The sequence below is a fragment of the Sinorhizobium sp. GQ132 genome (genome assembly GCF_059758575.1).
Genome location: NZ_JCAXDX010000004.1, coordinates 164,224 through 185,721 on the forward strand (window position 1 = coordinate 164,224; position 21,498 = coordinate 185,721).

General features: G+C 64.6%; 18 protein-coding genes. 12 read left to right on the forward strand and 6 right to left on the reverse strand.

The window, feature by feature from the left end; genetic code table 11:
• Window positions 1-246: 246 nt before the first annotated feature.
• The 3 genes from dapD to AC6CIG_RS12460 all read left to right on the forward strand — a co-directional run bounded on the left by dapD (window position 247) and on the right by AC6CIG_RS12460 (window position 3,538).
• Window positions 247-1,104 (forward strand): 2,3,4,5-tetrahydropyridine-2,6-dicarboxylate N-succinyltransferase, encoded by an 858-nt coding sequence (dapD, locus tag AC6CIG_RS12450; protein WP_026168518.1) that lies wholly within the window; start codon window positions 247-249, stop codon window positions 1,102-1,104.
• A 2-nt stretch (window positions 1,105-1,106) separates the two neighbouring features.
• Window positions 1,107-1,493: a DUF805 domain-containing protein gene (locus AC6CIG_RS12455; RefSeq protein WP_100669739.1), complete on the forward strand. Its 387-nt coding sequence runs from the start codon at window positions 1,107-1,109 to the stop codon at window positions 1,491-1,493.
• Between the two features lie 152 nt (window positions 1,494-1,645).
• Window positions 1,646-3,538 (forward strand): DEAD/DEAH box helicase, encoded by a 1,893-nt coding sequence (locus AC6CIG_RS12460; RefSeq protein WP_437407928.1) that lies wholly within the window; start codon window positions 1,646-1,648, stop codon window positions 3,536-3,538.
• Window positions 3,539-3,602: 64 nt separating this feature from the next.
• Here AC6CIG_RS12460 and AC6CIG_RS12465 read toward each other — a convergent pair whose 3' ends face one another.
• A complete protein-coding gene (locus tag AC6CIG_RS12465) occupies window positions 3,603-3,920 on the reverse strand; it encodes a DMT family transporter (protein ID WP_018094031.1) in 318 nt (105 codons plus the stop codon).
• 87 nt (window positions 3,921-4,007) lie between these two features.
• Here AC6CIG_RS12465 and AC6CIG_RS12470 point away from each other — a divergent pair, with 87 nt between their 5' ends.
• Window positions 4,008-4,412, forward strand: coding sequence for a winged helix-turn-helix transcriptional regulator (locus AC6CIG_RS12470; protein WP_198516588.1), 405 nt, complete (start codon window positions 4,008-4,010; stop codon window positions 4,410-4,412).
• A gap of 10 nt (window positions 4,413-4,422) precedes the next feature.
• Here AC6CIG_RS12470 and AC6CIG_RS12475 read toward each other — a convergent pair whose 3' ends face one another.
• Window positions 4,423-5,331, reverse strand: coding sequence for a LysR family transcriptional regulator (locus AC6CIG_RS12475; protein ID WP_437407929.1), 909 nt, complete (start codon window positions 5,329-5,331; stop codon window positions 4,423-4,425).
• Between the two features lie 139 nt (window positions 5,332-5,470).
• On the opposite strand from AC6CIG_RS12475, the gene AC6CIG_RS12480 reads away from it, so the two are divergent.
• The 5 genes from AC6CIG_RS12480 to AC6CIG_RS12500 all read left to right on the forward strand — a co-directional run bounded on the left by AC6CIG_RS12480 (window position 5,471) and on the right by AC6CIG_RS12500 (window position 12,834).
• Complete coding sequence (locus AC6CIG_RS12480) at window positions 5,471-6,286, forward strand: alpha/beta hydrolase (protein ID WP_338277828.1); 816 nt, start codon at window positions 5,471-5,473, stop codon at window positions 6,284-6,286.
• A gap of 51 nt (window positions 6,287-6,337) precedes the next feature.
• Window positions 6,338-7,552 (forward strand): efflux RND transporter periplasmic adaptor subunit, encoded by a 1,215-nt coding sequence (locus AC6CIG_RS12485; protein ID WP_437407930.1) that lies wholly within the window; start codon window positions 6,338-6,340, stop codon window positions 7,550-7,552.
• 131 nt (window positions 7,553-7,683) lie between these two features.
• Window positions 7,684-10,869 (forward strand): efflux RND transporter permease subunit, encoded by a 3,186-nt coding sequence (locus AC6CIG_RS12490; protein ID WP_437407931.1) that lies wholly within the window; start codon window positions 7,684-7,686, stop codon window positions 10,867-10,869.
• A gap of 188 nt (window positions 10,870-11,057) precedes the next feature.
• Window positions 11,058-12,251 carry a succinyl-diaminopimelate desuccinylase gene (dapE, locus tag AC6CIG_RS12495; protein WP_437407932.1) on the forward strand — a complete coding sequence of 398 codons (1,194 nt, stop codon included), beginning with the start codon at window positions 11,058-11,060 and terminating at the stop codon, window positions 12,249-12,251.
• Window positions 12,238-12,834, forward strand: coding sequence for a hypothetical protein (locus tag AC6CIG_RS12500; protein WP_018094024.1), 597 nt, complete (start codon window positions 12,238-12,240; stop codon window positions 12,832-12,834). The genes dapE and AC6CIG_RS12500 overlap by 14 nt, the downstream gene beginning before the upstream one ends.
• Before the next feature lie 86 nt (window positions 12,835-12,920).
• Here the strand turns inward: AC6CIG_RS12500 and truA are convergent, their stop codons facing one another.
• The 3 genes from truA to def all read right to left on the reverse strand — a co-directional run bounded on the left by truA (window position 12,921) and on the right by def (window position 15,239).
• Window positions 12,921-13,664 (reverse strand): tRNA pseudouridine(38-40) synthase TruA, encoded by a 744-nt coding sequence (gene truA / locus AC6CIG_RS12505; protein WP_437407933.1) that lies wholly within the window; start codon window positions 13,662-13,664, stop codon window positions 12,921-12,923.
• The gene (gene fmt, locus AC6CIG_RS12510) at window positions 13,664-14,599 is read right to left on the reverse strand and encodes a methionyl-tRNA formyltransferase (RefSeq protein WP_437407934.1); all 936 of its coding nucleotides are present in this window, start codon (window positions 14,597-14,599) and stop codon (window positions 13,664-13,666) included. The genes truA and fmt overlap by 1 nt, the downstream gene beginning before the upstream one ends.
• A gap of 115 nt (window positions 14,600-14,714) precedes the next feature.
• Window positions 14,715-15,239: a peptide deformylase gene (def, locus tag AC6CIG_RS12515; protein WP_003527648.1), complete on the reverse strand. Its 525-nt coding sequence runs from the start codon at window positions 15,237-15,239 to the stop codon at window positions 14,715-14,717.
• Window positions 15,240-15,387: 148 nt separating this feature from the next.
• Here def and AC6CIG_RS12520 point away from each other — a divergent pair, with 148 nt between their 5' ends.
• From AC6CIG_RS12520 to AC6CIG_RS12530, 3 genes are all read left to right on the forward strand, one after another.
• On the forward strand, window positions 15,388-16,593 hold the full coding sequence (locus AC6CIG_RS12520; protein ID WP_437407935.1) for a DNA recombination protein RmuC: 1,206 nt from the start codon (window positions 15,388-15,390) through the stop codon (window positions 16,591-16,593).
• A 106-nt stretch (window positions 16,594-16,699) separates the two neighbouring features.
• A complete protein-coding gene (locus tag AC6CIG_RS12525) occupies window positions 16,700-17,599 on the forward strand; it encodes a ribokinase (protein WP_018094020.1) in 900 nt (299 codons plus the stop codon).
• A 347-nt stretch (window positions 17,600-17,946) separates the two neighbouring features.
• Complete coding sequence (locus AC6CIG_RS12530) at window positions 17,947-20,313, forward strand: methyl-accepting chemotaxis protein (RefSeq protein ID WP_437407936.1); 2,367 nt, start codon at window positions 17,947-17,949, stop codon at window positions 20,311-20,313.
• A gap of 80 nt (window positions 20,314-20,393) precedes the next feature.
• Here AC6CIG_RS12530 and AC6CIG_RS12535 read toward each other — a convergent pair whose 3' ends face one another.
• A complete protein-coding gene (locus AC6CIG_RS12535) occupies window positions 20,394-21,338 on the reverse strand; it encodes a nucleoside hydrolase (protein WP_018094018.1) in 945 nt (314 codons plus the stop codon).
• Between the last annotated feature and the right edge of the window lie 160 nt (window positions 21,339-21,498).

Genomic DNA, 21,498 nt, shown 5'->3' on the forward strand with positions numbered 1-21,498 from the left:
GTCCCTTCGGGTCTTTCTCGGTCATAGAGGCGTCCCTACTGCCGGATTAGTTGAGACTTGCCAAGTCCCGTTGAGGAGCGCGAGCCGAAAAGGCCTTCAACTTTTTGAGGATCATGCTCCATGGGCGCCAGGTTTCGGCGAAGCCGCGCGACATCTTGAATCGCTGCATAATCCGTGAAGCTGGTTCCGATTCGGGGAATTATGCAGTAGAGCTTGCAGCACAACGCCGAACTCGAAGGAATTCCGATGACGAACCACGACCTCGCCTCCCTGTCGCAGACGATCGAGACCGCTTTCGAAGGACGCGACGCCGTCAACACCGGCACCCGCGGCGCGGTTCGCGACGCCGTGGAAACGGCGCTGAACCTGCTCGACAGCGGCAAGGTACGCGTCGCGCAACGGGGTGAGGACGGCACCTGGACGGTCAACCAGTGGCTCAAGAAGGCGGTGCTCCTCTCCTTCCGCCTCAATCCGATGGAACTCGTCAAGGGCGGCCCGGGTGAAGCCGTCTGGTGGGACAAGGTCCCCTCCAAATTCGACGGCTGGAGCGTCAACGAATTCGAGAAGGCCGGGTTCCGCGCCGTTCCGAACTGCGTGGTCCGCCGCTCCGCCTATATCGCACCGAATGCGGTACTGATGCCCTCCTTCGTCAATCTCGGCGCCTATGTCGGCGAGGGTACGATGGTCGACACCTGGGCGACCGTCGGCTCCTGCGCGCAGATCGGCAAGAACGTGCATCTTTCCGGCGGCGTCGGCATCGGCGGCGTGTTGGAGCCGATGCAGGCCGGGCCGACCATCATCGAGGACAATTGCTTCATCGGCGCCCGCTCCGAGGTGGTCGAAGGCTGCATCGTCCGCGAGGGTTCGGTGCTCGGCATGGGCGTCTTCATCGGCAAATCGACGAAAATCGTCGACCGTGCGACGGGCGAGGTGATGTATGGCGAAGTGCCGCCCTACTCCGTCGTCGTCGCCGGCTCCATGGCTTCCGGCTCCACCATGGCCAATGGGCAGCCGGCGCCGAACCTCTATTGCGCCGTGATCGTCAAGCGGGTCGACGAGAAGACCCGCTCCAAGACCGGCATCAACGAACTGCTCCGGGACTGACGATGGCCAAGGAGGGGCGGCAGCCGAGCATGATGTGGCTGTTCTTCAGCCCCTCCGGCCGTATCGGCCGCCTGCCCTTTCTCCTCGCCTGGCTCTTCTGGTTCGCCGTCGGCTCCATCTTCCTGGCGCAGATGATGAAGAACGAGGTGGACGACGCGGCGCTCGCGTTCTCGACGCTGGCTCTGATCGTCTCCGGCGTGCTTTCGACCGTCTCCATCGCCATGCTGGCGATCAAGCGCCTGCACGATATCGGCTATCCCGGTCCGCTGGCGCTCTGCCTCTTCATCCCGGTTCTGAGCCCGATCGTTTTCATCGGTCTCTGCCTCTGGCCGGGCGCAAACAGGGCAAACGAGTATGGCAGCCGCCGCAACGCGCCGGCCGGAGATTGATTCCGCCCTGTACATTTCAACGCTCACCAAGTATGTAGCGCGGCAACTGAATAGGGCCGCGACCACGTTGGCCGCGGCAATCGACGCCTGATGACGGCCTGCACCGAGGTCCGCTCTTCCGCCGACGACAACCGAAATCCGAAAGAAGAGACATGACAGAATTCGCAGGGATCGCGCCGGCGATCGCCGAGGCGTTGGCAAAACGCGGTTACGAGACGCTGACGCCGGTTCAGCAAGCCATGCTGGATCCGTCGCTCGGCACCGCCGACGCGCTCGTCTCCGCCCAGACCGGCTCCGGCAAGACCGTGGCCTTCGGCCTCGCACTGGCGCCGACGCTCATCGGTTCGGCAAGGAAATTCGCGCAGGCCGGCGCACCGCTTGCACTCGTCATCGCGCCGACGCGCGAATTGGCGCTGCAGGTCATGCGCGAGCTCGACTGGCTTTACGAGATGACGGGGGCCACCATCGCCTCCTGCGTGGGCGGCATGGACATGCGCAGCGAACGGCGCACGCTGGAACGCGGCGCCCATATCGTCGTCGGCACGCCGGGGCGGCTTTGCGACCATATCCGCCGTGGATCGCTCGATATATCCGGACTGAAGGCCGTCGTACTCGACGAGGCCGACGAGATGCTGGACCTCGGTTTCCGCGAGGACCTGGAGTTCATTCTCGAGGCGTCGCCGGCGGATCGCCGCACGCTGATGTTCTCCGCTACCGTGCCGCGCTCGATCGCGACGCTCGCCAAGAATTACCAGCGCGACGCCGTCCGCATAGGCGTCACCTCCGAGCAGAAGCAGCATGGCGACATCGAGTACCGCTCGCTGCTCGTGGCGCCGAGCGACCGTGAGAATGCCATCATCAACGTGCTGCGCTTTTACGAAGCGAGGAACGCGATCGTTTTCTGCTCGACGCGCGCCGCGGTCAACCACCTGACCGCCCGCTTCAACAATCGCGGCTTTTCCGTCGTGGCGCTCTCCGGCGAGCTCAGCCAGAACGAACGTACCCACGCACTGCAGGCCATGCGCGACGGCCGCGCCCGCGTGTGCATCGCGACCGACGTTGCGGCGCGCGGGATCGACCTTCCGGGCCTCGAGCTCGTGATCCATGCCGACCTGCCGACCAACTCCGATACGCTGCTGCATCGCAGCGGCCGGACCGGTCGCGCCGGCCAGAAAGGCGTGAGCGCGCTGATCGTGCCCGTGAATGCCCGCCGCAAGGCCGAGCGGCTGCTTGAAAACGCACGGATTACCGCCGCCTGGGCAAAGCCCCCGTCTGCCGACGAGGTGGCACGCCGCGACGACGAGCGCATCGCCGCTGATCCGGCCCTTGCCGAAGCGCCTCGCGAGGATGAACAGGCGATCGTCGAAACGCTGATCAGCCGGTACGGGGCGGAAAAGATCGCCGCGGCCTTCGTCCGGCAATTCCGCTCGAACCGTTCCGCTCCGGAGGAACTCGTGGAGGTCGCCGTCTACGACGATCGCAGGAAACCCCGTCGCGACGGCCCGGCTTTCACGGCCGACAGCGAACCCGCTCCGCGAGCCGACTTCGCCGACGGCCAGTGGTTTTCCCTCTCCGTCGGGCGCAAGCAGAACGCCGAGCCCCGCTGGCTGATCCCGATGCTTTGCCGTTACGGCAAGCTGAGCAAGCGCGATATCGGCGCGATCCGCATGCAGCCCGAGGAAACCTATGTCGAGATGACGGCCGACGGCGCAGAACGCCTTCTTGCCGCGATCGGCCCGAACCGGCTGCTGGAAAAGGGCATTCGCGTCAAAACCCTTCCCGGTGCCCCGGACACCTCCAGGCCGCGGCAGGACAAGCCGGACTTCGAGAAAAGGCGTCCGCCGGCGGCCGCATCGGAGCGCGAGCACAAGGACTTCAAGCCGAAGCGCAAGTTCGACAAGCAGCCTCCCGTCGCGCAGGATGCGCATCCGGACAGCCGGGGCGCGAAGCCTTGGAGCAAGAAGAAGGGCAAGCCCGAAGCGCAGAAAACCGGCGACTTCAAGCCGGGTGCCAAGCGCAACAACGCCAAGAAGCGCCAGCCTTGAGCTGGCATTTCCCGCCGGGTGATCGGCATCGCGGCGGGAAACCTTGAGATGAATCCCCTGCGGATCAGGCCTCCAGAAAGCGCAGACCTGCGACGGCGACGATGATCATGGCAATGCAGGCAAGCCTGAGCCAGGACACCGGATCGCCGAAGAGAACCATGCCGAGCACGGTGATGCCGACCGCGCCGATGCCGGTCCATGCGGCATAGGCCGTGCCGGCAGGCAGGTCGCGCATCGCGATGGTGAGCAGATAGACACTGCCCAATGCTGCGCCCACGCCGATGATGCTGGGAACCGGCCGGGTCCAGCCGTCTGCATATTTGAGCGCAAGCCCCATGACGATCTCGACGGCGCTCGCCGCCACAAGCATGATCCACGCCATTCCTGTTCTCCAATGATTTGAACTCTGGCGTCAATCTTGTAGCATGGGCACCGAAGTGCAATTACGCACCTTTTGGTAACCGTCAAAATGTCTGCGAACCCGGCTTCCACGCCCCCGACCGCCATGCAATCGACGCCCAGTGTTTTCGATCCGACATGTTCCTCGCGTCACGCGCTGGAGCTCGTGGCCAGCAAATGGGCGATGCTGATCATCTCCGCGCTGGAGTCCGGCCCGATGCGCAACGCCGCGCTCATGCGCAGGCTCGGCGACGTCTCGCAGAAGATGCTGACGCAGACGCTGAAGGAACTGGAGCGAAACGGGCTGGTGATCCGCGAGGACAAGGGGACCGTGCCGCCGCATGTCGAATATCGGCTGAGCGAGGTGGGGCGCTCGCTGAGCGAAGCGCTGGTCGTGCTCGATCGCTGGGCGGAGACGCATTTCGGGAAGCTCGACGCCGCGCGCGAGCGCTACGACGCGCAGACGAACAGGTGAGAACGGGTCGTCACTCGCCGTTCTGCGACTGCGCCATGACCTTCACGACCCAATCGGCGAAAACGCGCAAACGGCTGCTCAAGTGACGGTTCGGCGGATAGACGAGATAGATCGGCATCGGCTCGACCTGCCATTCGGGCAGAACCGGAACCATCGTCCCGCTGCGAAGGTCCTCGCGCACCATGAAGAGCGGCGCCTGGATGACGCCCAATCCCGCCCGGGCGGCGGCAAGATAGGTGGTCGATTCGTTCGCAGCCACCGTATAGCGCCCACTGACCTCGATCTCCTCGTTGCCGCGCCGGAAATGGAACGGCATCTGCTGACCGGTCTTCGGCAGAAAATAGCCGACCACGTAGCAATTCTTCTCCAGATCGGAAGGGTGCTGCGGCACCGGGTGCCGCTCGAGAAAATCCCGCGAGGCGCAGGCGACGAACTTCATCTCCGTGATGCGCCTGGCGATCAGCGACTGATCCGTCAGGGTACCGGCCCGTATGGCGCAATCGACGTTCTCCGCGAGATAGTCGATCGTTCGATCGGAAACCCCGAGATCGATCTGGATATCAGGGTACTTCTCGTGGAACTCGGGCAGCGCCGGAATGATTACCAGATTGGCGAAGGCGCTTGCCGTCTCGACTCTCAGCCGCCCCTTCGGCAGGCTCTGGGCCGTCGAGAGGCTGCCGTCCAGTTCGTCGAGATCGGAAAGCAGCCGTGCGGCGCGTTCGTAATAAAGCGCACCGTCCGGCGTCACCAGGACGCGCCGCGTGGTACGATTGAGCAGTTTCGTGCGCAAATGCGCCTCCAGTCCCTGGATGAGATTGGTGACGGTCGCCTTCGGCATGTTGAGAGAGGCGGAGGCACGGGTAAAATTGCCGGTCTCCACAACCCGAAGAAAGGCGCGCATGGCCGTGAGTTGGTCCATTTTCAATAACCGAATTGTTCGAAATACCGAATAGTGTAATCACAACCCGCGGACTATTCCAGACGAAAGACAATGATATGCTGCAAACATCGCGAGTTGTCCCTCATCTAGGGATTCACCCGTGGCGGAGACAAGAGAGATGAACGCGCAATTTACGGAAGAGACGATGCAGACGAGCAAAGGCTCGTGCCGCGCCCGTGTCTACCGCGGCGCATCGCTGCTCGCGCCGCCGCCGATCGTACTGCATCTCCATGGCGGCGGCTTCGTCGACGATTCGATCGCGGCGGGCGAAAACGTGGCCAATTCCCTGGCGGCCGCGGGCGCGGTCGTCATCTCGCCGGAATATCCTTCGGCGTGCATGAACCCGTTTCCGGCGGCACTCGACTGCGCCTATGCGATGCTTTCGTCGATGCGCAGCCGCTGTCCGCAGTTCGCGCACAAGAAGTCGATGCTGTTCGTCGCCGGCGAAGAGGCGGGCGGCAATCTCGCGGCCGGCCTGGCGCTGATGGCGCGCGATCAGTTTCTGACCGACCTCAAAGGCCAGATCCTGCTGTCGCCGCTGCTCGACCCATGCCTGGCAACGGCTTCGTTTCGCAAGTTCTGTCCGCAGAGTTCGGTGCAATCGATCGCCGAAGGCTGGCAACAATATCTCGGCGAGCGCAGCGGGCTCACGCATCCCTATGCGGCGCCGGGCCATTGCAGCCGGCTCGGCGGTCTCGTTCCGGCCCTCGTCGTCACCAGCGAGGAGTGTCCGATGCGCGACGAGGCCGAAGCCTATGCCGAGCGTCTCCGCAACGCCGGCGTTCCGGTGGAAACGCATGTGCTGCCGGGGCGTGCCTCATGGCTGCCTGTCGGCGGTGCGGCGCAGGAAATCTTGCCATCGCATGAAGAAATCCTATCCGGCATCTTTTCCCGCTTTTTCAAGCAGGCGGGAGCGAAGCCGGCCAAAGAGTAACAAATAAGGCAGTAAGCACAGAGCCGGGCTCCCAACCGGCGAGGAGAAAACATGACATCGACAGTAACCCGCCGGGTCCTGTGGGGCGCCGGCCTGAGCATCCTTTTGTCCGTCGGCGGCGGCGCAGCCGTCTTCTTCGGGCTGCCTCAGCGTTTCCAGGCGGATGCCGCGACCGAAGCGCCCGCAGCAGCAGCGACCCCGCCGGCCGTTCCGGTTTCCGTCGCCAAGGCCGAATCGCGCCGCATCACGACCTGGGAGAGCTTCTCCGGCCGGCTCGAAGCGATCGAGCGCGTCGAGATCCGTCCCCGCGTCGGCGGCGCCATCCTGAGCGCCCATTTCCGTGAAGGCGCGCTGGTCCGGAAGGGCGATCTGCTCGTGACGATCGACCCCGAGCCCTTTGCCGCAGCAGTCGAGCGCGCCGAGGCTCAGGTCGCCGCAGCCGAGGCCCGTGTCGCGCTGGCCAAGACCGAACTCGAACGCGGCCGCAAACTGGTGACCACCAACGCTATCCCACAGAGCGGGGTCGACCAGAGGCTCAGCGTCTACGACGAGGCGCGGGCGAACCTCCGCTCGGCGAAGGCCGCCCTCCAGACCGCCAGACTCGATCTGGAATACACCGAAGTGCGTGCGCCGATCAGCGGCCGCGTCGGCAGGCTCAACGTGACGGCGGGCAATCTGGTCTCCGCCGGCTCCGCCTCGCCGGTGCTGACCACGCTCGTATCCATCGACCCGATCTATGCCAGCTTCAATGCCAGCGAAGAGGTCGTGGCGGCAGCCCTGGCGAAGCTTTCCGCCTCGGCGGCAAGGACCGAGGCGATCGAACGCATCCCCGTCGAGGTCGGCACGTCCGCCGACGAGGGAACGCCGATCACCGGTCATATCCAGCTCATCAACAACGAGGTGGATGCGGCAACCGGCACGATTCGCCTTCGGGCGGAACTCGCCAATGCCGATGGCCGCCTGATCCCGGGCCAGTTCGTGCGAATCCGGATCGGCGATCCGCAGCCCGAGGAAAAGCTGGTGATCAGCGACCGCGCCATCAGCTCGGACCAGGACAAGAAATTCGTCCTGGTCGTCGGCGCCGACAACAAGGTGGAGTACCGCCAGGTCACGCTCGGGCCCGTCGCGGACGGTCTGCGGATCGTGGAGAACGGCCTGAAACCGGGTGAGAACATCGTGGTCAACGGCCTGCAGCGCGTGCGCCCCGGAGTCGTGGTTGCCCCGCAGCCGGCCGAACAGGCGACCGCCTCGATCGCCAAGCCATAAAGCGCCTGCGCCCTGCCGGACCATAGAGGCAGGGCGCCCAAAACACATTCCTACGGCATGCACCGGTGCTCGCAGCGAACATTTTCGCCGCAGACGCTCCCTGCTTGCCTGAAGTTCCCAAGGGGGATGCCATGAACTTCTCACGCTTCTTCGTCGACCGCCCGGTCTTCGCGGGCGTTCTCTCCGTGATCATCTTCGTCGCGGGCCTGATCGGCATGACCGGCCTGCCGATTTCCGAATATCCGGAAGTCGTGCCGCCGCAGATCGTGGTCAGGGCGCAATATCCGGGCGCCAACCCGGCCGTGATCGCCGAAACCGTCGCCACGCCGCTCGAAGAGCAGATCAACGGCGTCGAGGGCATGCTTTACATGCAGAGCCAGGCGACCGCCGACGGTCTGATGACGCTGACCGTCACCTTCGAGCTCGGAACCGACCCGGACCAGGCTCAGCAGCTGGTGCAGAACCGCGTCTCCCAGGCCGAGCCGCGGCTGCCCGAAGAGGTGCGCCGGCTCGGCGTCACCACCGTCAAGAGCTCGCCCGACCTGACGCTCGTCGTGCACCTGATTTCGCCCAACGGGCTATACGACATCAACTATCTGCGCAACTACGGCGTCCTGAACGTCAAGGACCGGCTGGCGCGCGTAGACGGCGTCGGCCAGGTGCAGATCTTCGGTGGTGGCGACTATTCCATGCGCGTCTGGATCGACCCCGAAAAGGCCGCAGAGCGCGGGCTTGCAGCGAGCGACATCGCCAACGCCGTCCGTGGACAGAACGTCCAGGCAGCCGCCGGCGTCATCGGCGCTTCGCCGTCGGTTCCCGGCCTCGACCTGCAGCTCTCCGTCAACGCTCAGGGCCGCCTCAAGACGCCCGAGGATTTTGCCGACATCGTCGTCAAATCGGGCGATAGCGGGGAGATCACGCGCCTCGGCGACGTCGCCCGCGTCGAAATGGGGGCGGCGGACTATTCGCTGCGCTCGCTTCTCGACAACAAGGCTGCCGTCGGCATGGGCGTGTTCCAGGCGCCCGGCTCCAACGCCATCCAGATCTCCGAAAACGTCCACAAGGTCATGGCCGAGCTGAAGCAGACCATGCCGGATGGCGTCGATTACGAGATCGTCTACGACACGACGCAGTTCGTCCGGGCGTCGATCGAATCGGTCATCCACACGCTGCTCGAAGCCATCGCGCTCGTGGTCGTCGTCGTCATCGTCTTCCTGCAGACCTGGCGCGCCTCGATCATCCCGCTCGTCGCCGTGCCCGTCTCGATCGTCGGTACCTTCGCGGTGATGTATGTCTTCGGCTTCTCGATCAACGCGCTCAGCCTCTTCGGCCTGGTGCTGGCGATCGGCATCGTCGTCGACGACGCCATCGTCGTCGTCGAGAACGTCGAACGAAATATCTCCCAGGGTCTCTCGCCGGTGCAGGCAACCTATCGCGCCATGCAGGAGGTGTCTGGGCCGATCATCGCGATCGCGCTGGTTCTCGTCGCGGTATTCGTGCCGCTCGCCTTCATCACCGGGCTCACCGGCCAGTTCTACCGCCAGTTCGCGCTGACCATCGCGATCTCGACGGTGATTTCAGCCTTCAACTCGCTGACGCTCTCGCCGGCGCTCGCCGCCCTTCTCCTGAAGGACCACCACGCCCCGAAGGACCGTCTGACGCGGGTCATGGATCGGTTGTTCGGCTGGTTCTTCCGCGGCTTCAACCGATTCTTCGGAGCGAGTTCGGAGGCCTATGGCCGCGGCGTCGGCGGCATCCTTACCCGCAAGTCGCTGGTCATGGGCGTCTATGTCGTCCTCCTCGGGGTCACTTTCGTGCTCTTCCGCGCGGTGCCCGGCGGCTTCGTGCCGGCCCAGGACAAGCAATATCTCATCGGTTTCGCACAGCTTCCGGACGCGGCGACGCTCGATCGCTCGGAAGACGTCATCCGGCGCATGAGCGAGATCGCCCTCAAGCACCCGGGCGTCGAACACGCCATCGCCTTCCCGGGCCTGTCGATAAACGGCTTCACCAACTCGTCCAACTCCGGCATCGTCTTCGTGTCGCTGAAGCCGTTCGAGGAGCGTACGACGCCCGAACTTTCGGGCGGCGCCATCGCCATGCAATTGAACCAGGAGTTCGGGGCGATCCAGGATGCCTTCATCGCCATGTTCCCGCCACCGCCCGTCCAGGGCCTCGGCACGACCGGCGGCTTCAAGCTGCAGATCGAAGACAGGAACGGCCTCGGCTACCGGACGCTGGACGATGCGACCAAGGCCGTCCTCGCCAAGGCGATGGCGGCACCCGAACTCGCCGGGCTCTATTCGAGCTACCAGATCAACGTGCCGCAGCTCTATGCCGACCTCGACCGCACCAAGGCGCGCCAGCTCGGCGTCGCGGTCACGGACGTGTTCGAGACGCTGCAGATCTATCTGGGCTCGCTCTACGTCAACGACTTCAACGCGTTCGGCCGCACCTACAGCGTGCGCATCCAGGCCGATGCGAGCTACCGCAGCCACGCCGACGACATCGGCAAGCTGAAGGTGCGTTCGCAGACGGGCGAGATGATTCCGCTGTCGGCCCTGCTCAACGTCGAGCAGACGGTCGGCGCCGAGCGGGCGATCCGCTACAACGGCTTCCTCGCCGCCGACATCAATGGCGGACCGGCACCCGGCTTCTCCTCCGGCCAGGCGCAGGCGGCCATCGAGCGGATTGCGGCCGAAACGCTGCCGCCCGGCATTTCGTACGAGTGGACGGACCTGACCTATCAGCAGATCCTCGCCGGCAATTCGGGCATCCTCGTCTTTCCGCTGGCGCTGCTGCTCGTCTATCTCGTGCTTGCGGCCCAGTATGAGAGCCTGCTGCTGCCGATCGCGATCATCCTGATCGTGCCTATGGGCATCATGGCGGCGCTGACGGGCGTCTGGCTGACCGGCGGCGACAACAACGTCTTCACCCAGATCGGCCTCATCGTTCTGGTGGGTCTGTCGGCGAAGAACGCGATCCTGATCGTCGAATTCGCCCGCGAACTGGAACTGTCCGGCAGCAATGCCGTCAGTGCCGCGATCGAGGCGAGCCGCCTCCGGCTCAGACCGATCCTGATGACCTCGATGGCCTTCATCATGGGCGTCGTGCCGCTCGTCACCTCCACCGGCGCCGGGGCGGAAATGCGCTCCGCCATGGGCGTGGCGGTGTTTGCCGGGATGATCGGCGTCACGGCCTTCGGCATCTTCATGACGCCCGTCTTCTATGTGCTCATCCGCAAGCTTTCCGGCGAAAGGCCTCTGAAGCACACCGGAGCGCATATCGAAGCCCCGCATCTCGCCCCCGGCGAGTAGCCTTTCCTGCCCACCAAAAAAGGGGGTCGATGGCGGGCCGGACATCTGTCCGGCCCGTTCTCTTTTCAGCGCACTGCGAAACCCGCCGGGTCATCGGACGTGACAGCGGGTGGCTGATCGGATAAACCGGCAATCTCTGTTTCTCGGACTACCTTTTCTGGCCCACCGGCTTCGCAGGCATACCTTCCATGTTCCCGACCGATCCCGTCTCCAATCTCGCTGCCCTCATTCGCTGCCCCTCCGTCACACCCGCCGAGGGAGGCGCGCTGGCCACTCTTGAAGCCATGCTGGCACCGGTCGGCTTCAAGGTCGACCGGGTCGTGGCGAAGGAACCCGGAACGCCCGACATCGAAAACCTTTACGCCCGGATCGGGGGCGACGGACCGCATCTGATGTTTGCCGGTCACACCGATGTGGTGCCGGTCGGCGACGAAGCCGCCTGGAGTCGACCGCCCTTCTCCGCCGCGATCGCCGAAGGTGAAATGTACGGACGCGGCGCAGTCGACATGAAGGGCGGCATTGCCTGTTTCGTGGCGGCCGTCGCCCGCCATATCGAGAAGCATGGCGCGCCTAAGGGCTCGATCTCCTTCCTCATCACCGGCGACGAGGAAGGCCCGGCGATCAACGGCACGGTTAAGCTCCTCGAATGGGCGGCGGCAAGGGGCGAGCGCTGGGACGCCTGTCTCGTCGGCGAGCCGACCAATCCGGACGGCATCGGCGACATGATCAAGATCGGCCGGCGCGGATCGCTTTCCGGCCGGATCACCGTTCACGGCGTCCAGGGCCACGCGGCCTATCCGCATCTCGCGGACAATCCGGTGCGCAGCATCCTGCAGTTCGCAAAGGCCCTGATGGATCCGCCCTTCGACGACGGAACGGAAAATTTCCAGCCTTCGAACCTCGAAGTCACGACCATCGACGTCGGCAATTCCGCAGTCAACGTCATTCCCGCGAGGGCTAGCGCCGCCTTCAACATCCGGTTCAACGACCGCTGGACGGCCGAAAGCCTGATGGCGGAGATCGTCGCGCGTCTCGACCGCGCAGCAGCCGACAGCGCGCTGAGGCCCGGCCGCGCTCCGGCCAGATACGAGATCGTCTGGAACGAGCGTCCGAGCCATGTCTTCCTGACGCGCAACAACGCGCTCATCGATTCGCTTTCAGGTGCCGTGGAGGCCGTCACCGGGCGGCAGCCGCAGCTGTCGACCACCGGCGGCACATCGGACGCGCGTTTCATCAAGGACTATTGCCCGGTCGTCGAATTCGGCCTCGTCGGCAAAACCATGCACATGGTCGACGAACGCGTCGCCCTTGCCGATCTCGAAACCCTGACCGGGATCTACGAAACCTTCATCGCCCGCTGGTTCGGTCATGCCGCTGCTTGAGGAAGTCCTTGTCTATATCAAGGGGCTGTGGCTGCTGATCCAGGGCAACCACGAAGGCTATCGCTGGCTGGACATCAGCGAGAGCGGGTTGTGGCGCTCCTTCACGGCGATCCTCTGGACGCTGCCGGCGCTGGCCGTCGGCTGGGCCTCATGGCGGCTCTATTATCTCTCGGTGATGCCGACCGGCACGACAGTCGGCATCGGCTTCTTCGGGAAGCTTCTCGCCGTCGACCTCGTGAGCTGGCTGCTGCCGATCGTGCTGATTGCCGTCCTCTCGCGCCCGCTCGGCTTTTCCGTCCTGGTGGTGCCGGTAATCGTCACGACCAATTGGCTCCAGGTCCCGTTGACCTATGCCATGGCGGTTCCGGCCGCGTTGCTGCTGGTCATACCCGGCAGCGCCGGTATGGCAGCCCTGTTGTGGCTTCTGCTGCTCGTCGCCAGCTCGGCGCTGCTCTTCCGCCTCTTGCGGACCGTTACCGCCAAGCAGAACCTGCTCGCCGCCGCCCTTGCCGCGATCTTTCTGCTGTCACCGCTGATGATCATGCAGTTCCTGCAGCGCCTGCTCGGCTTGATGCCGGGTTGAGCGGCGGCGTTCGTGAAAGCCCCGCATCCGCCAGATGATGGGGAGAAGGTGGCCGGCAGGCCGGATGAGCGGCTGCTGGTTCCAGCTTAGTAATCCACCCGCATGAAATAAAGCCCGTCGGGCGGGGCGACCGGGCCGCAAGCCTTGCGGTCGCGTGCTTCGAGTGCGGTCTGCAGGTCATCCGGCGTCCACTTGCCCTCGCCCACGAGCTTCAGGGAGCCCGCGAAGGAACGGATCTGGTTGTGGAGAAAGCTTTGTGCCGTGGCGCGGATTTCGATGAGCTCGTCCGCACGGGTCACGTCCAGCCGGTCGAGCGTGCGCAAGGGGCTCGTCGCCTGACAGTGGGCCGAGCGGAAGGTGGTGAAATCGTGATGGCCGACGAGGCGCTGCGCCGCCTCGTGCATTGCGTCGTGATCGAGCGGCTTCGGCACCCACCAGGCGCGCCGCGCCTCCAGCGCCAGTGGTGACCGGCGGGAAACGATCCGATAGAGATAATGCCGGCGGATTGCAGAGAAACGCGCATCGAAGTCGCCGGGGGCTTCCGCGACATCGAGGATCGAGACCCGCTCGCCGGCGAGCGCCAGATGCGCGTTGAGGGCGTTTTGCAGCGTGTACGACTTCCACTCGCGCGTGAGATCGAGATGCGCCACCTGCCCCCTGGCATGAACGCCGGAATCGGTGCGCCCGGCGCCGCGGATCGAGACCGTCTCGCGGGTGAGCGACAGGACCGCCTTCTCGATCGCACCCTGGATCGAGGGACCGTTGTCCTGCCTCTGCCAGCCGACATAATCGGAACCGTCATATTCGACGGTCAGGCGATAGCGGGGCATCAGGCGATCCTCGCGCCGGCAGCGATGGGCGTGCCGCGCAGGAAATCGGCCGAGGCGAGCGCCTTGCCGCCCGCACGCTGCAATCTCGTCAGCCGCACCGCGCCTTTTCCGCAGGCGATGCTGAGAGTACTGTCAAGCACTTCTCCGGGAGCACCTTTCCCTTCCGACATCTCGGAGCCAAGCACCTTGACGCGTTCCTGGCGGCCGGCAATGTCGAGTTCGAACCAGGCGCCGGGAAAAGGCGAGAGGCCGCGGATATGGTTGTGCACCTCGGCCGCCGGCCGGGAGAAATCGATGCGGGTCTCTTCCTTCGAAATCTTGGCGGCATAGGCGACGCCCTCTTGCGCCTGCGGCGCGAGCGGAAGCTCGCCGGCCTCGAGCCTGGCCATGGCCTCCGTCATCAGCACCGCTCCGACCTGCATCAGCCGGTCGTGCAATTCGCCGGCCGTCATCGTCTGGTCGATCGGAACCGACTGCGCGAGAGCCACGGGACCGGTATCGAGCCCCTTGTCCATTTTCATCACCATCATACCGGTCTCACGGTCGCCGGCCATGATCGCCCTCTGGATCGGCGCCGCCCCCCGCCAGCGCGGCAGGAGCGAGGCATGGCCGTTATAGCAGCCGTAGCGGGTCCCGGAGAGTATTTCCTCCGGCAGCAGCAGCCCGTAGGCGACGACGACCGCCACGTCCGCACCGAAATCCCGGAAGGTCTGACGGTCCGCGGCGTCCTTGAAGTTGACGGGCGTCAACACCGGAATGCCGAGGTGCTCGGCAGCCTGATGCACGGAGGATTTCTTGAGGTCGAGGCCGCGCCGGCCGGCCGGCCGCGCCGGCTGCGTATAGACGGCGGCGATCTCGTGACCCGCCCCGGCGAGCGCCAGGAGCGTCGGTACGGAAAATTCCGGCGTGCCCATGAAGATGATGCGAAGCGGCAAGTGGCGGCCTCCGTCTCTTTCGATTGCCCGTGAGCGGGCGGCGGCTCCAGGTTGAATGCGGCCGCGACGCTAGATCACGATGTTTCGGGCCGGGTCGACCTAAGACATGAACGGATCAGATCGCCTTTGCGCCGCGCGTCTTGGCCGCCTTGGTGAACCTGCGAATCACCATATCTCGCTTGAGCTTGGAGATGTAATCGATGAACAGGACGCCGTTCAGATGGTCGATCTCGTGCTGCAGGCAGGTGGCGAGCAGGCCCTCGGCCTCGACCGCCTGTTCCTTGCCCTCGCGATCGACATACTCGACCGTGATCGCGGCGGGTCGCTCGACCTCGGCGTAATAGTCGGGGATCGAAAGGCAGCCTTCCTCATAGACCGAACGCTCCTCGGACGAGCGGACGACCTTCGGATTGATGAAGACGAGCGGCTGTTTCTCCTCTCCCTCCTTCGTCACATCCAGAACCAGGAGGCGCTTCGGCACGCCGATCTGTATCGCGGCGAGACCGATGCCCGGCGCGTCGTACATGGTTTCCAGCATATCGTCGGCGAGCCGGCGAATATCGGCGTCAATGGTCTCCACCGGTGTCGACACCTGGCGCAGAACCGGATCGGGAAGAATGATGAGCGGCTTGATCGTCATGTCGATCCCCATAGCCGATCTTTCCCTCGACGCGCAAGAAAATTGCCATTGCGAAACCCGTGGCGCTCCAAAGGGGAACGACCGGCCGCGAAAATGTATGTTCTCGTTTTGATCTGGTTTTCGCACGCGAATCTGTTAGTCTGCGGCCATGGAGCCCATCCCCTTTTCCTTCGATCAGCCGCTGTTCCTCATCGGCGCCCTGCCCGTCACGGCCGGCCTCCTCGTCACAGCCGCCGCCCTTCTCGTGGTGCTGTTCTCGGCCATTATGGTGCGGCGCGCCCGTTCGGCTCGCGCGATCGACCGCGAAGAGCAAATGTCGGCGCTCATCGCGGCGCAGACGGAGATGCAGGGACGGATCGCGGCCATGACCGAGGTGCTGGGCGCCCGGCAGGCGGAACTGAACCAGTCGCTCAGCCAGCGCATCGACGGAATGACGCATCGCATCGGCGCCTCGATCAGCGAGCAGACGAAGGCGACGCACGAAAATCTGCGGCGGCTCCAGGAGCGGCTCGCGGTGATCGACAACGCGCAGAACAACATCCAGTCGCTCGCCAAGGATATGGCCGGGCTGCAGAGCATCCTCGCCAACAAGCAGACGCGCGGCGCCTTCGGACAGTCGCGCATGGAGGCGATCGTCGCGGACGGCCTGCCGATGGGCGCCTTCGCCTTCCAGGCGACGCTTTCCAACGGCGCGCGGCCGGACTGCACCATCCGCATGCCGAACGGCCAGCCGCCGCTGGTCATCGACGCGAAGTTTCCGCTCGAGGCCTGGAATTCCATGAGGGACGCGGCGAGCGCCGAACGGCGGCAACAGGCCGCGCAGGCCTTCCGCCGCGACATGGAGGTGCATATCCGCGATATCTCCGGCAAATATCTCCTGCCGGGCGAGACCCAGGATACGGCCTTCCTCTTCGTTCCTTCCGAATCGATCTTCGCCGAAATCCATGAGCATTTCGAGGCGATCGTCCAGAAGGCGCACCGCCAGCGGATCGTCATCGTCTCTCCGTCGCTCCTGCTCCTCTCGATCCAGGTCATCCAGGCGATCCTGAAAGACGCCCGCATGCGTGAGCAGGCCCACCTGATCCAGGGCGAAGTCGTACGGCTGATGGAAGACCTCTCGCGTCTCGATGAGCGCGTACGCAAGCTCCAGGGCCATTTCGCCATGACGCAGAAGGATGTCGAGGACATCCTGATCTCCTCGGACAAGCTGACCCGTCGGGGCGCCAAGATCGAGGCGCTCGAGCTGCAGGCCGAGGGCGATCCGAGACAGGGCGAAAAGCCGGGCGACGGCAGCGGGCGCCCGATGGACGGGCGCATGGGGCAATTGAAGCTGAGAGTGGTTGACGAGGACTGACGGCGTCGGGCACTCTCCGGCAAATGCGTGTGTCGCGCGAAACCGTGCAGCGGTTGGAATGACGACAGGCGAAAAACAAAGAAGCAAGCCGACGGGACGCCTCCACATGATCACTGTTTTTGGATCCATCAACATGGATCTGATCGCCACCACCGCACGCCTTCCGAAGCCCGGCGAAACTGTTGCCGGAATGGACTTTTCCACTGCGGCGGGCGGCAAGGGCGCAAACCAGGCGCTCGCGGCGCGCCGCGCCGGCGCCTCGGTGCGCATGGCAGGTGCCGTCGGCTCCGACGCCTTCGCCGAGGGCGCGCTGGCGCTGCTCAAGGAGGCCGGCACCGATCTCGATCTGACGAAGACCGTCGGCGAGCCGACCGGCACGGCACACATCATCGTCGGCGGCGACGGCGAAAACGTCATCGTTGTGGTCGCCAGCGCCAACGCACGCGTGAGCGAGGACGACGCCGTGAACGCTGTTGCAAGAATGTCTGCTGCCGACACGCTGATGCTCCAGCTCGAAATTCCAGCTGCCTCGGTGGAAAAGGCACTCTCCGAAGCAAAACGGCGCGGCGTCCGATCGATCATCAACATCGCGCCGCTGACGCCGGATGCGGCGCGCCTCGGCCGCATGGCCGATATCGTCATTGCCAACGAGACCGAGTTCGAGCTGCTCGCCGGCAAAGCGGGCATCGCCGGCGCCGAGCGGGAAGAGGCTATGAAGGGGCTGCACGCCGAGACCCGCCAGACCGTGATCGTAACGCTTGGCGCTGAGGGCGTGGTGGCGATTCACGAAGGCGAACTCCATCGCGCGAAGGGGCTCACGATCGAGCCCGTCGATACGGTCGGTGCCGGAGATACCTTCTGCGGCTATCTCGCCGCCGGCCTCGACGCCGGCCTCGCATTTTCCGAGGCGCTCCGCCGCGCCGCGGTTGCGGGATCGCTGGCCTGCCTCAAGCCCGGCGCGCAGCCCTCGATACCGCTTGCCGCCGAGGTCGCCGCCCGGCTCTAGCGCACCTTGCAGGAAAGTGTGCCACCGTTTTCCGTCCGGAAGCGCACAGGTTCAGACTGTTTCAGTGTTTCCATGAAACATTGAAACGCGCTGAAATACCGTGAGATAAGCGCCCGCCGGCAAGGCCGACGCGCAAATCCTGCCGCTTGAACCCGGAATCCGGTGCGGCGTTGGCCGTATTTTAATCTTTGATCGTCTAATCAGGTCAGCGAGAAGGCCAACTCCGGTTCGGCCGCTCCTCCATGCCGGTCGGCATCTGGCGCTCCATGAGGGAGCTTCACCCACAGTTCCGAATATGTCGCGCCGCGGGTTCAGCACCTGCGGACCTCTCAGTGCGTGAGGATTTCATGTTCAAGTTCCAAGCCAGATCGCTGGCGACAAAATTGATCGCGGTGACGGGAGGCACGATCGCCCTCGTGCTGCTCGCGTCGAATTACGTGCTTATCTCCCAGACGCGAGATCGTGTCGAAACGCTGGTCTTCGACGGCGCGAAGACGGAAGCGCGGGCGATCGCGGCCGACATCGCGGGAAGCGTCGGCGAACTTGCCGCCGCCGCGCGCACCATGTCGGGCGTTCTCGGGCGCGGCCATGCCGGGCAGTCCACCGACCGTGCAGGCGCAATCAATCTCCTGAAGGCCAACCTGGAGCAGCATGGCTTTGCCTTCGGCAGCTGGTTCGCCGAAGAGCCCAAGGCCTATGACGGGAAGGACGTCGTCGACAACACGGAACTTGGCGGCAATGCCGACGGTGCGTTCACGCCCTATTGGTCCAAGGACCGCAACGGAAATATCCAGCTCTCGACGTTCAAGGCCGATTATGCGGCCGAGTGGTACGGCCTCGCGGCGAAAAGCGGCAAGGGCGCCATCACCCAGCCATATCTCGCCGAGGGCACCGATGTCCCGACCACGATGACGTCGATCGCCTATCCCGTGATGTCGAACGCAAGGATGATCGGCGTTTCGGGTGTCGATATTTCGCTCGCCGCACTCGCGGACCGTCTCTCGGCGGTCAAGCCTTTTGGCTCCGGCCGGGTCTACCTGCTGTCGCAGAGCGGCAAGTGGCTCGCCGCACCTATCCCCGAACTGCTGATGAAGGAATATGACGGCGAAGGCGCCGAGTTGGTGAAAGATGCCCTTTCCGCCGGCACGCCCCGCATGATCGAGAACCTGACTTACGACGGGAACGAGCCTTTCGACCGTGTGGTCTATCCTTTCAGCCTGCCCGACGTGAGCGCGCAATGGCTGGTTCTGGTCGATGTTCCGCGCTCAGCCATCAATGCGCCGGTGCGCGATCAGACCTATATGATGATCGTCGGCGGTCTGATAGTCCTCGGCGCGGTGCTCGCCGGCCTCTATTTCGCCGTTCGCCGTTTCGTCCAGAAGCCGCTTGCCGGCCTCGTGGGCGACGTCGAGACGCTCAGCAACGGAGAATATACCCGGCCGATTTCCGGTCAGGAACGCTCCGACGAGACAGGCGCCGTCGCCAGGTCGCTCGAGGGCTTCCGTCACCAGCTCGCCGACAACAGGCGGCTCGAAAGCGAGGCACGTCACGAGAGAGAGCAGGCCGAACTCGAACGCGGACGTTCGGAAAACGAACGCAGCGAGGCCAGCGCTCTGCAGCGCGACATCGTCGCACGTCTCGGCAAGGCCCTGTCGCATCTCTCCGCCGGCGACCTCGCCTTCCGCCTTACCGGCGACTTCCCCGGCGAATACGCCCAGCTGAAACGCGATTTCAACGCGACGATGGAGAGCCTCGAAGAGACGATCCGCACCGTCAACCACTCGGTCGTCAATATCGGCAGCGGCACCAGCGAGATCTCAGGTGCCGCCAACGACCTGTCGCATCGGACGGAACAGCAGGCAGCAAGTCTCGAGGAGACCGCGGCCGCGCTTGACGAACTGACCTCGCAGGTGAACGCCAGCGCCGAAAACGCCAAGGTCGCCGCGAAATCCGTCGAGGTCGCAAGCAGCGACGCCGAACAGTCCGGCGAGGTGGTGCAGAAGGCGATCGCCGCCATGAATGGCATCGAGCAGTCGTCGCATGAAGTCAGCCGGATCATCGGCGTCATCGATGAAATCGCCTTCCAGACCAACCTTCTGGCGCTCAATGCCGGGGTCGAGGCCGCCCGCGCCGGCGACGCCGGCAAGGGCTTCGCGGTCGTCGCACAGGAGGTCCGCGAACTCGCGCAGCGCTCTGCCAATGCCGCAAAGGAAATCAAGACGCTGATCAATACATCGGCGGGCCAGGTTCGCGAGGGCGTCGACCTCGTGGGCAAGGCAGGCGGCGCGCTCGAGAAGATCGCCGAGCAGGTGGTGCAGATCAACGGGCTCATCCGCCAGATCTCAAGCTCCGCCTCGGAACAGGCGGTGGGCCTCAAGGAGATCAATTCCGCCGTCAATCAGATGGACCAGGTGACACAGCAAAACGCTGCCATGGTGGAAGAGACAACGGCCGCCAGCATGGCGCTGAACGACGAGGCTCGCGCCTTAAGCGCGCTGGTCGCCCGTTTCCAGATCGCCCCGCAGGCCGTTCAGGCCCAGGCCCCGGCCGAAATGCTGCGCGGTACGGCCGAGCGGATGCGTGCGGCTGCCCCCGCGGAAAATCGTCCCGCCCAGGCGCCGCGCAGTCCCGCCTACTCGAGTTCGACTCAAAAGGTGCTTGCCAAAACATCCGGCGCCAATGCACTCGCGCAGGACAACTGGGAAGAATTCTGATCGCGGCCCGCACCGGCTGCAAGACGGCGTCCGATCCTCATCGGGCGCCGTCTTCTTTTCCAGGCAAGCGTACATGGCTCTCAGAGACGGGCCAACCGCTCGATCAAGAGTTCGAAGAAGCCCTCGTCGTCGATGTGCCGCATGACCTTGGCATTGTGCGCCCGGCCGGTGACCTGCCACCAGTCGACCACGGTCATGCCCGTGGTGAGCGGAGACGCCGTTTCGATCTCGACGTTGCAGTCCCGCCCTGTGAATAGCTCCGGCCGCAGGATATAGGCGATCACGGTCGGATCGTGCAGCGGCCCGCCGTCGGTGCCGTATTTCTCGATGTCGAAACGCTCGAAAAATTCCAGCATCTCGGCAAGGGCCGCTGCCGCCGGGTTGCCGATCGCGCGGATTTTCTCTACGCGAACCTTCCGCGTCAGAACGCGATGGGTGACATCGAGGGGCATCATCACGATCGGGATGCCGGAGCGGAAGACGATCTCGGCTGCCTCCGGATCGACATAGATGTTGAATTCCGCCGCAGGCGTTATGTTGCCGCCCTCGAAGAAGCCACCGCCCATCATCACGAGCTCGCGTATCGAAGGCGCGATTTCCGGAGCTTTCGTCAAGGCCAGCGCGATATTCGTCAGCGGTCCGAGCGTACAAAGCGTCACGGCGCCCGGCGCCTCCGCGCGCAGCGTTTCGACGATGAAGTCGACGGCGTGCTGCTCTTGAAGCGGCATCGTCGGCTCGTCGAGCGCAGGGCCATCGAGCCCCGTCTTCCCGTGCACGTGCTCGGCCGTGACGAGCGGGCGGGCGACCGGCCGCTCGGCACCCGCGAAGATCTTCACGTCGGTCCTGTTGCAGAGCTCGCAGACGATGCGGGCGTTGCGGGCCGTCAGTGTCAGCGGGACATTGCCGGCAACCGCAGTGATGCCGAGGACCTCGATTTCCTCCGGGCTGCCGAGGGCCAGCATGATTGCCGCCGCGTCGTCCTGGCCCGGATCCGTGTCGATGATGATTTTTCTTGCGCTTGACACTTTTCATCTCCCTGCAGGACCGTCGCTCTCAAGTCAGGGACTATGATTTGCGCGGCCTGCGGAGGCAAGCCGCTTGCACTCACTGCACACAGCCACCATATTGCAGGCAGGATGCTGCTTGGCAGGTCCGACACATGGTCGCTTGAGCTGCAAGGGCTTG

Coding starts and splice junctions, on each gene's coding strand:
- dapD (WP_026168518.1), top strand. CDS start 247: ATGACGAACCACGACCTCGCCTCCCTGTCGCAGACGATCGAGACCGCT.
- AC6CIG_RS12455 (WP_100669739.1), top strand. CDS start 1,107: ATGGCCAAGGAGGGGCGGCAGCCGAGCATGATGTGGCTGTTCTTCAGC.
- AC6CIG_RS12460 (WP_437407928.1), top strand. CDS start 1,646: ATGACAGAATTCGCAGGGATCGCGCCGGCGATCGCCGAGGCGTTGGCA.
- AC6CIG_RS12465 (WP_018094031.1), bottom strand. CDS start 3,920: ATGGCGTGGATCATGCTTGTGGCGGCGAGCGCCGTCGAGATCGTCATG.
- AC6CIG_RS12470 (WP_198516588.1), top strand. CDS start 4,008: ATGTCTGCGAACCCGGCTTCCACGCCCCCGACCGCCATGCAATCGACG.
- AC6CIG_RS12475 (WP_437407929.1), bottom strand. CDS start 5,331: ATGGACCAACTCACGGCCATGCGCGCCTTTCTTCGGGTTGTGGAGACC.
- AC6CIG_RS12480 (WP_338277828.1), top strand. CDS start 5,471: ATGAACGCGCAATTTACGGAAGAGACGATGCAGACGAGCAAAGGCTCG.
- AC6CIG_RS12485 (WP_437407930.1), top strand. CDS start 6,338: ATGACATCGACAGTAACCCGCCGGGTCCTGTGGGGCGCCGGCCTGAGC.
- AC6CIG_RS12490 (WP_437407931.1), top strand. CDS start 7,684: ATGAACTTCTCACGCTTCTTCGTCGACCGCCCGGTCTTCGCGGGCGTT.
- dapE (WP_437407932.1), top strand. CDS start 11,058: ATGTTCCCGACCGATCCCGTCTCCAATCTCGCTGCCCTCATTCGCTGC.
- AC6CIG_RS12500 (WP_018094024.1), top strand. CDS start 12,238: ATGCCGCTGCTTGAGGAAGTCCTTGTCTATATCAAGGGGCTGTGGCTG.
- truA (WP_437407933.1), bottom strand. CDS start 13,664: ATGCCCCGCTATCGCCTGACCGTCGAATATGACGGTTCCGATTATGTC.
- def (WP_003527648.1), bottom strand. CDS start 15,239: ATGACGATCAAGCCGCTCATCATTCTTCCCGATCCGGTTCTGCGCCAG.
- AC6CIG_RS12520 (WP_437407935.1), top strand. CDS start 15,388: ATGGAGCCCATCCCCTTTTCCTTCGATCAGCCGCTGTTCCTCATCGGC.
- AC6CIG_RS12525 (WP_018094020.1), top strand. CDS start 16,700: ATGATCACTGTTTTTGGATCCATCAACATGGATCTGATCGCCACCACC.
- AC6CIG_RS12530 (WP_437407936.1), top strand. CDS start 17,947: ATGTTCAAGTTCCAAGCCAGATCGCTGGCGACAAAATTGATCGCGGTG.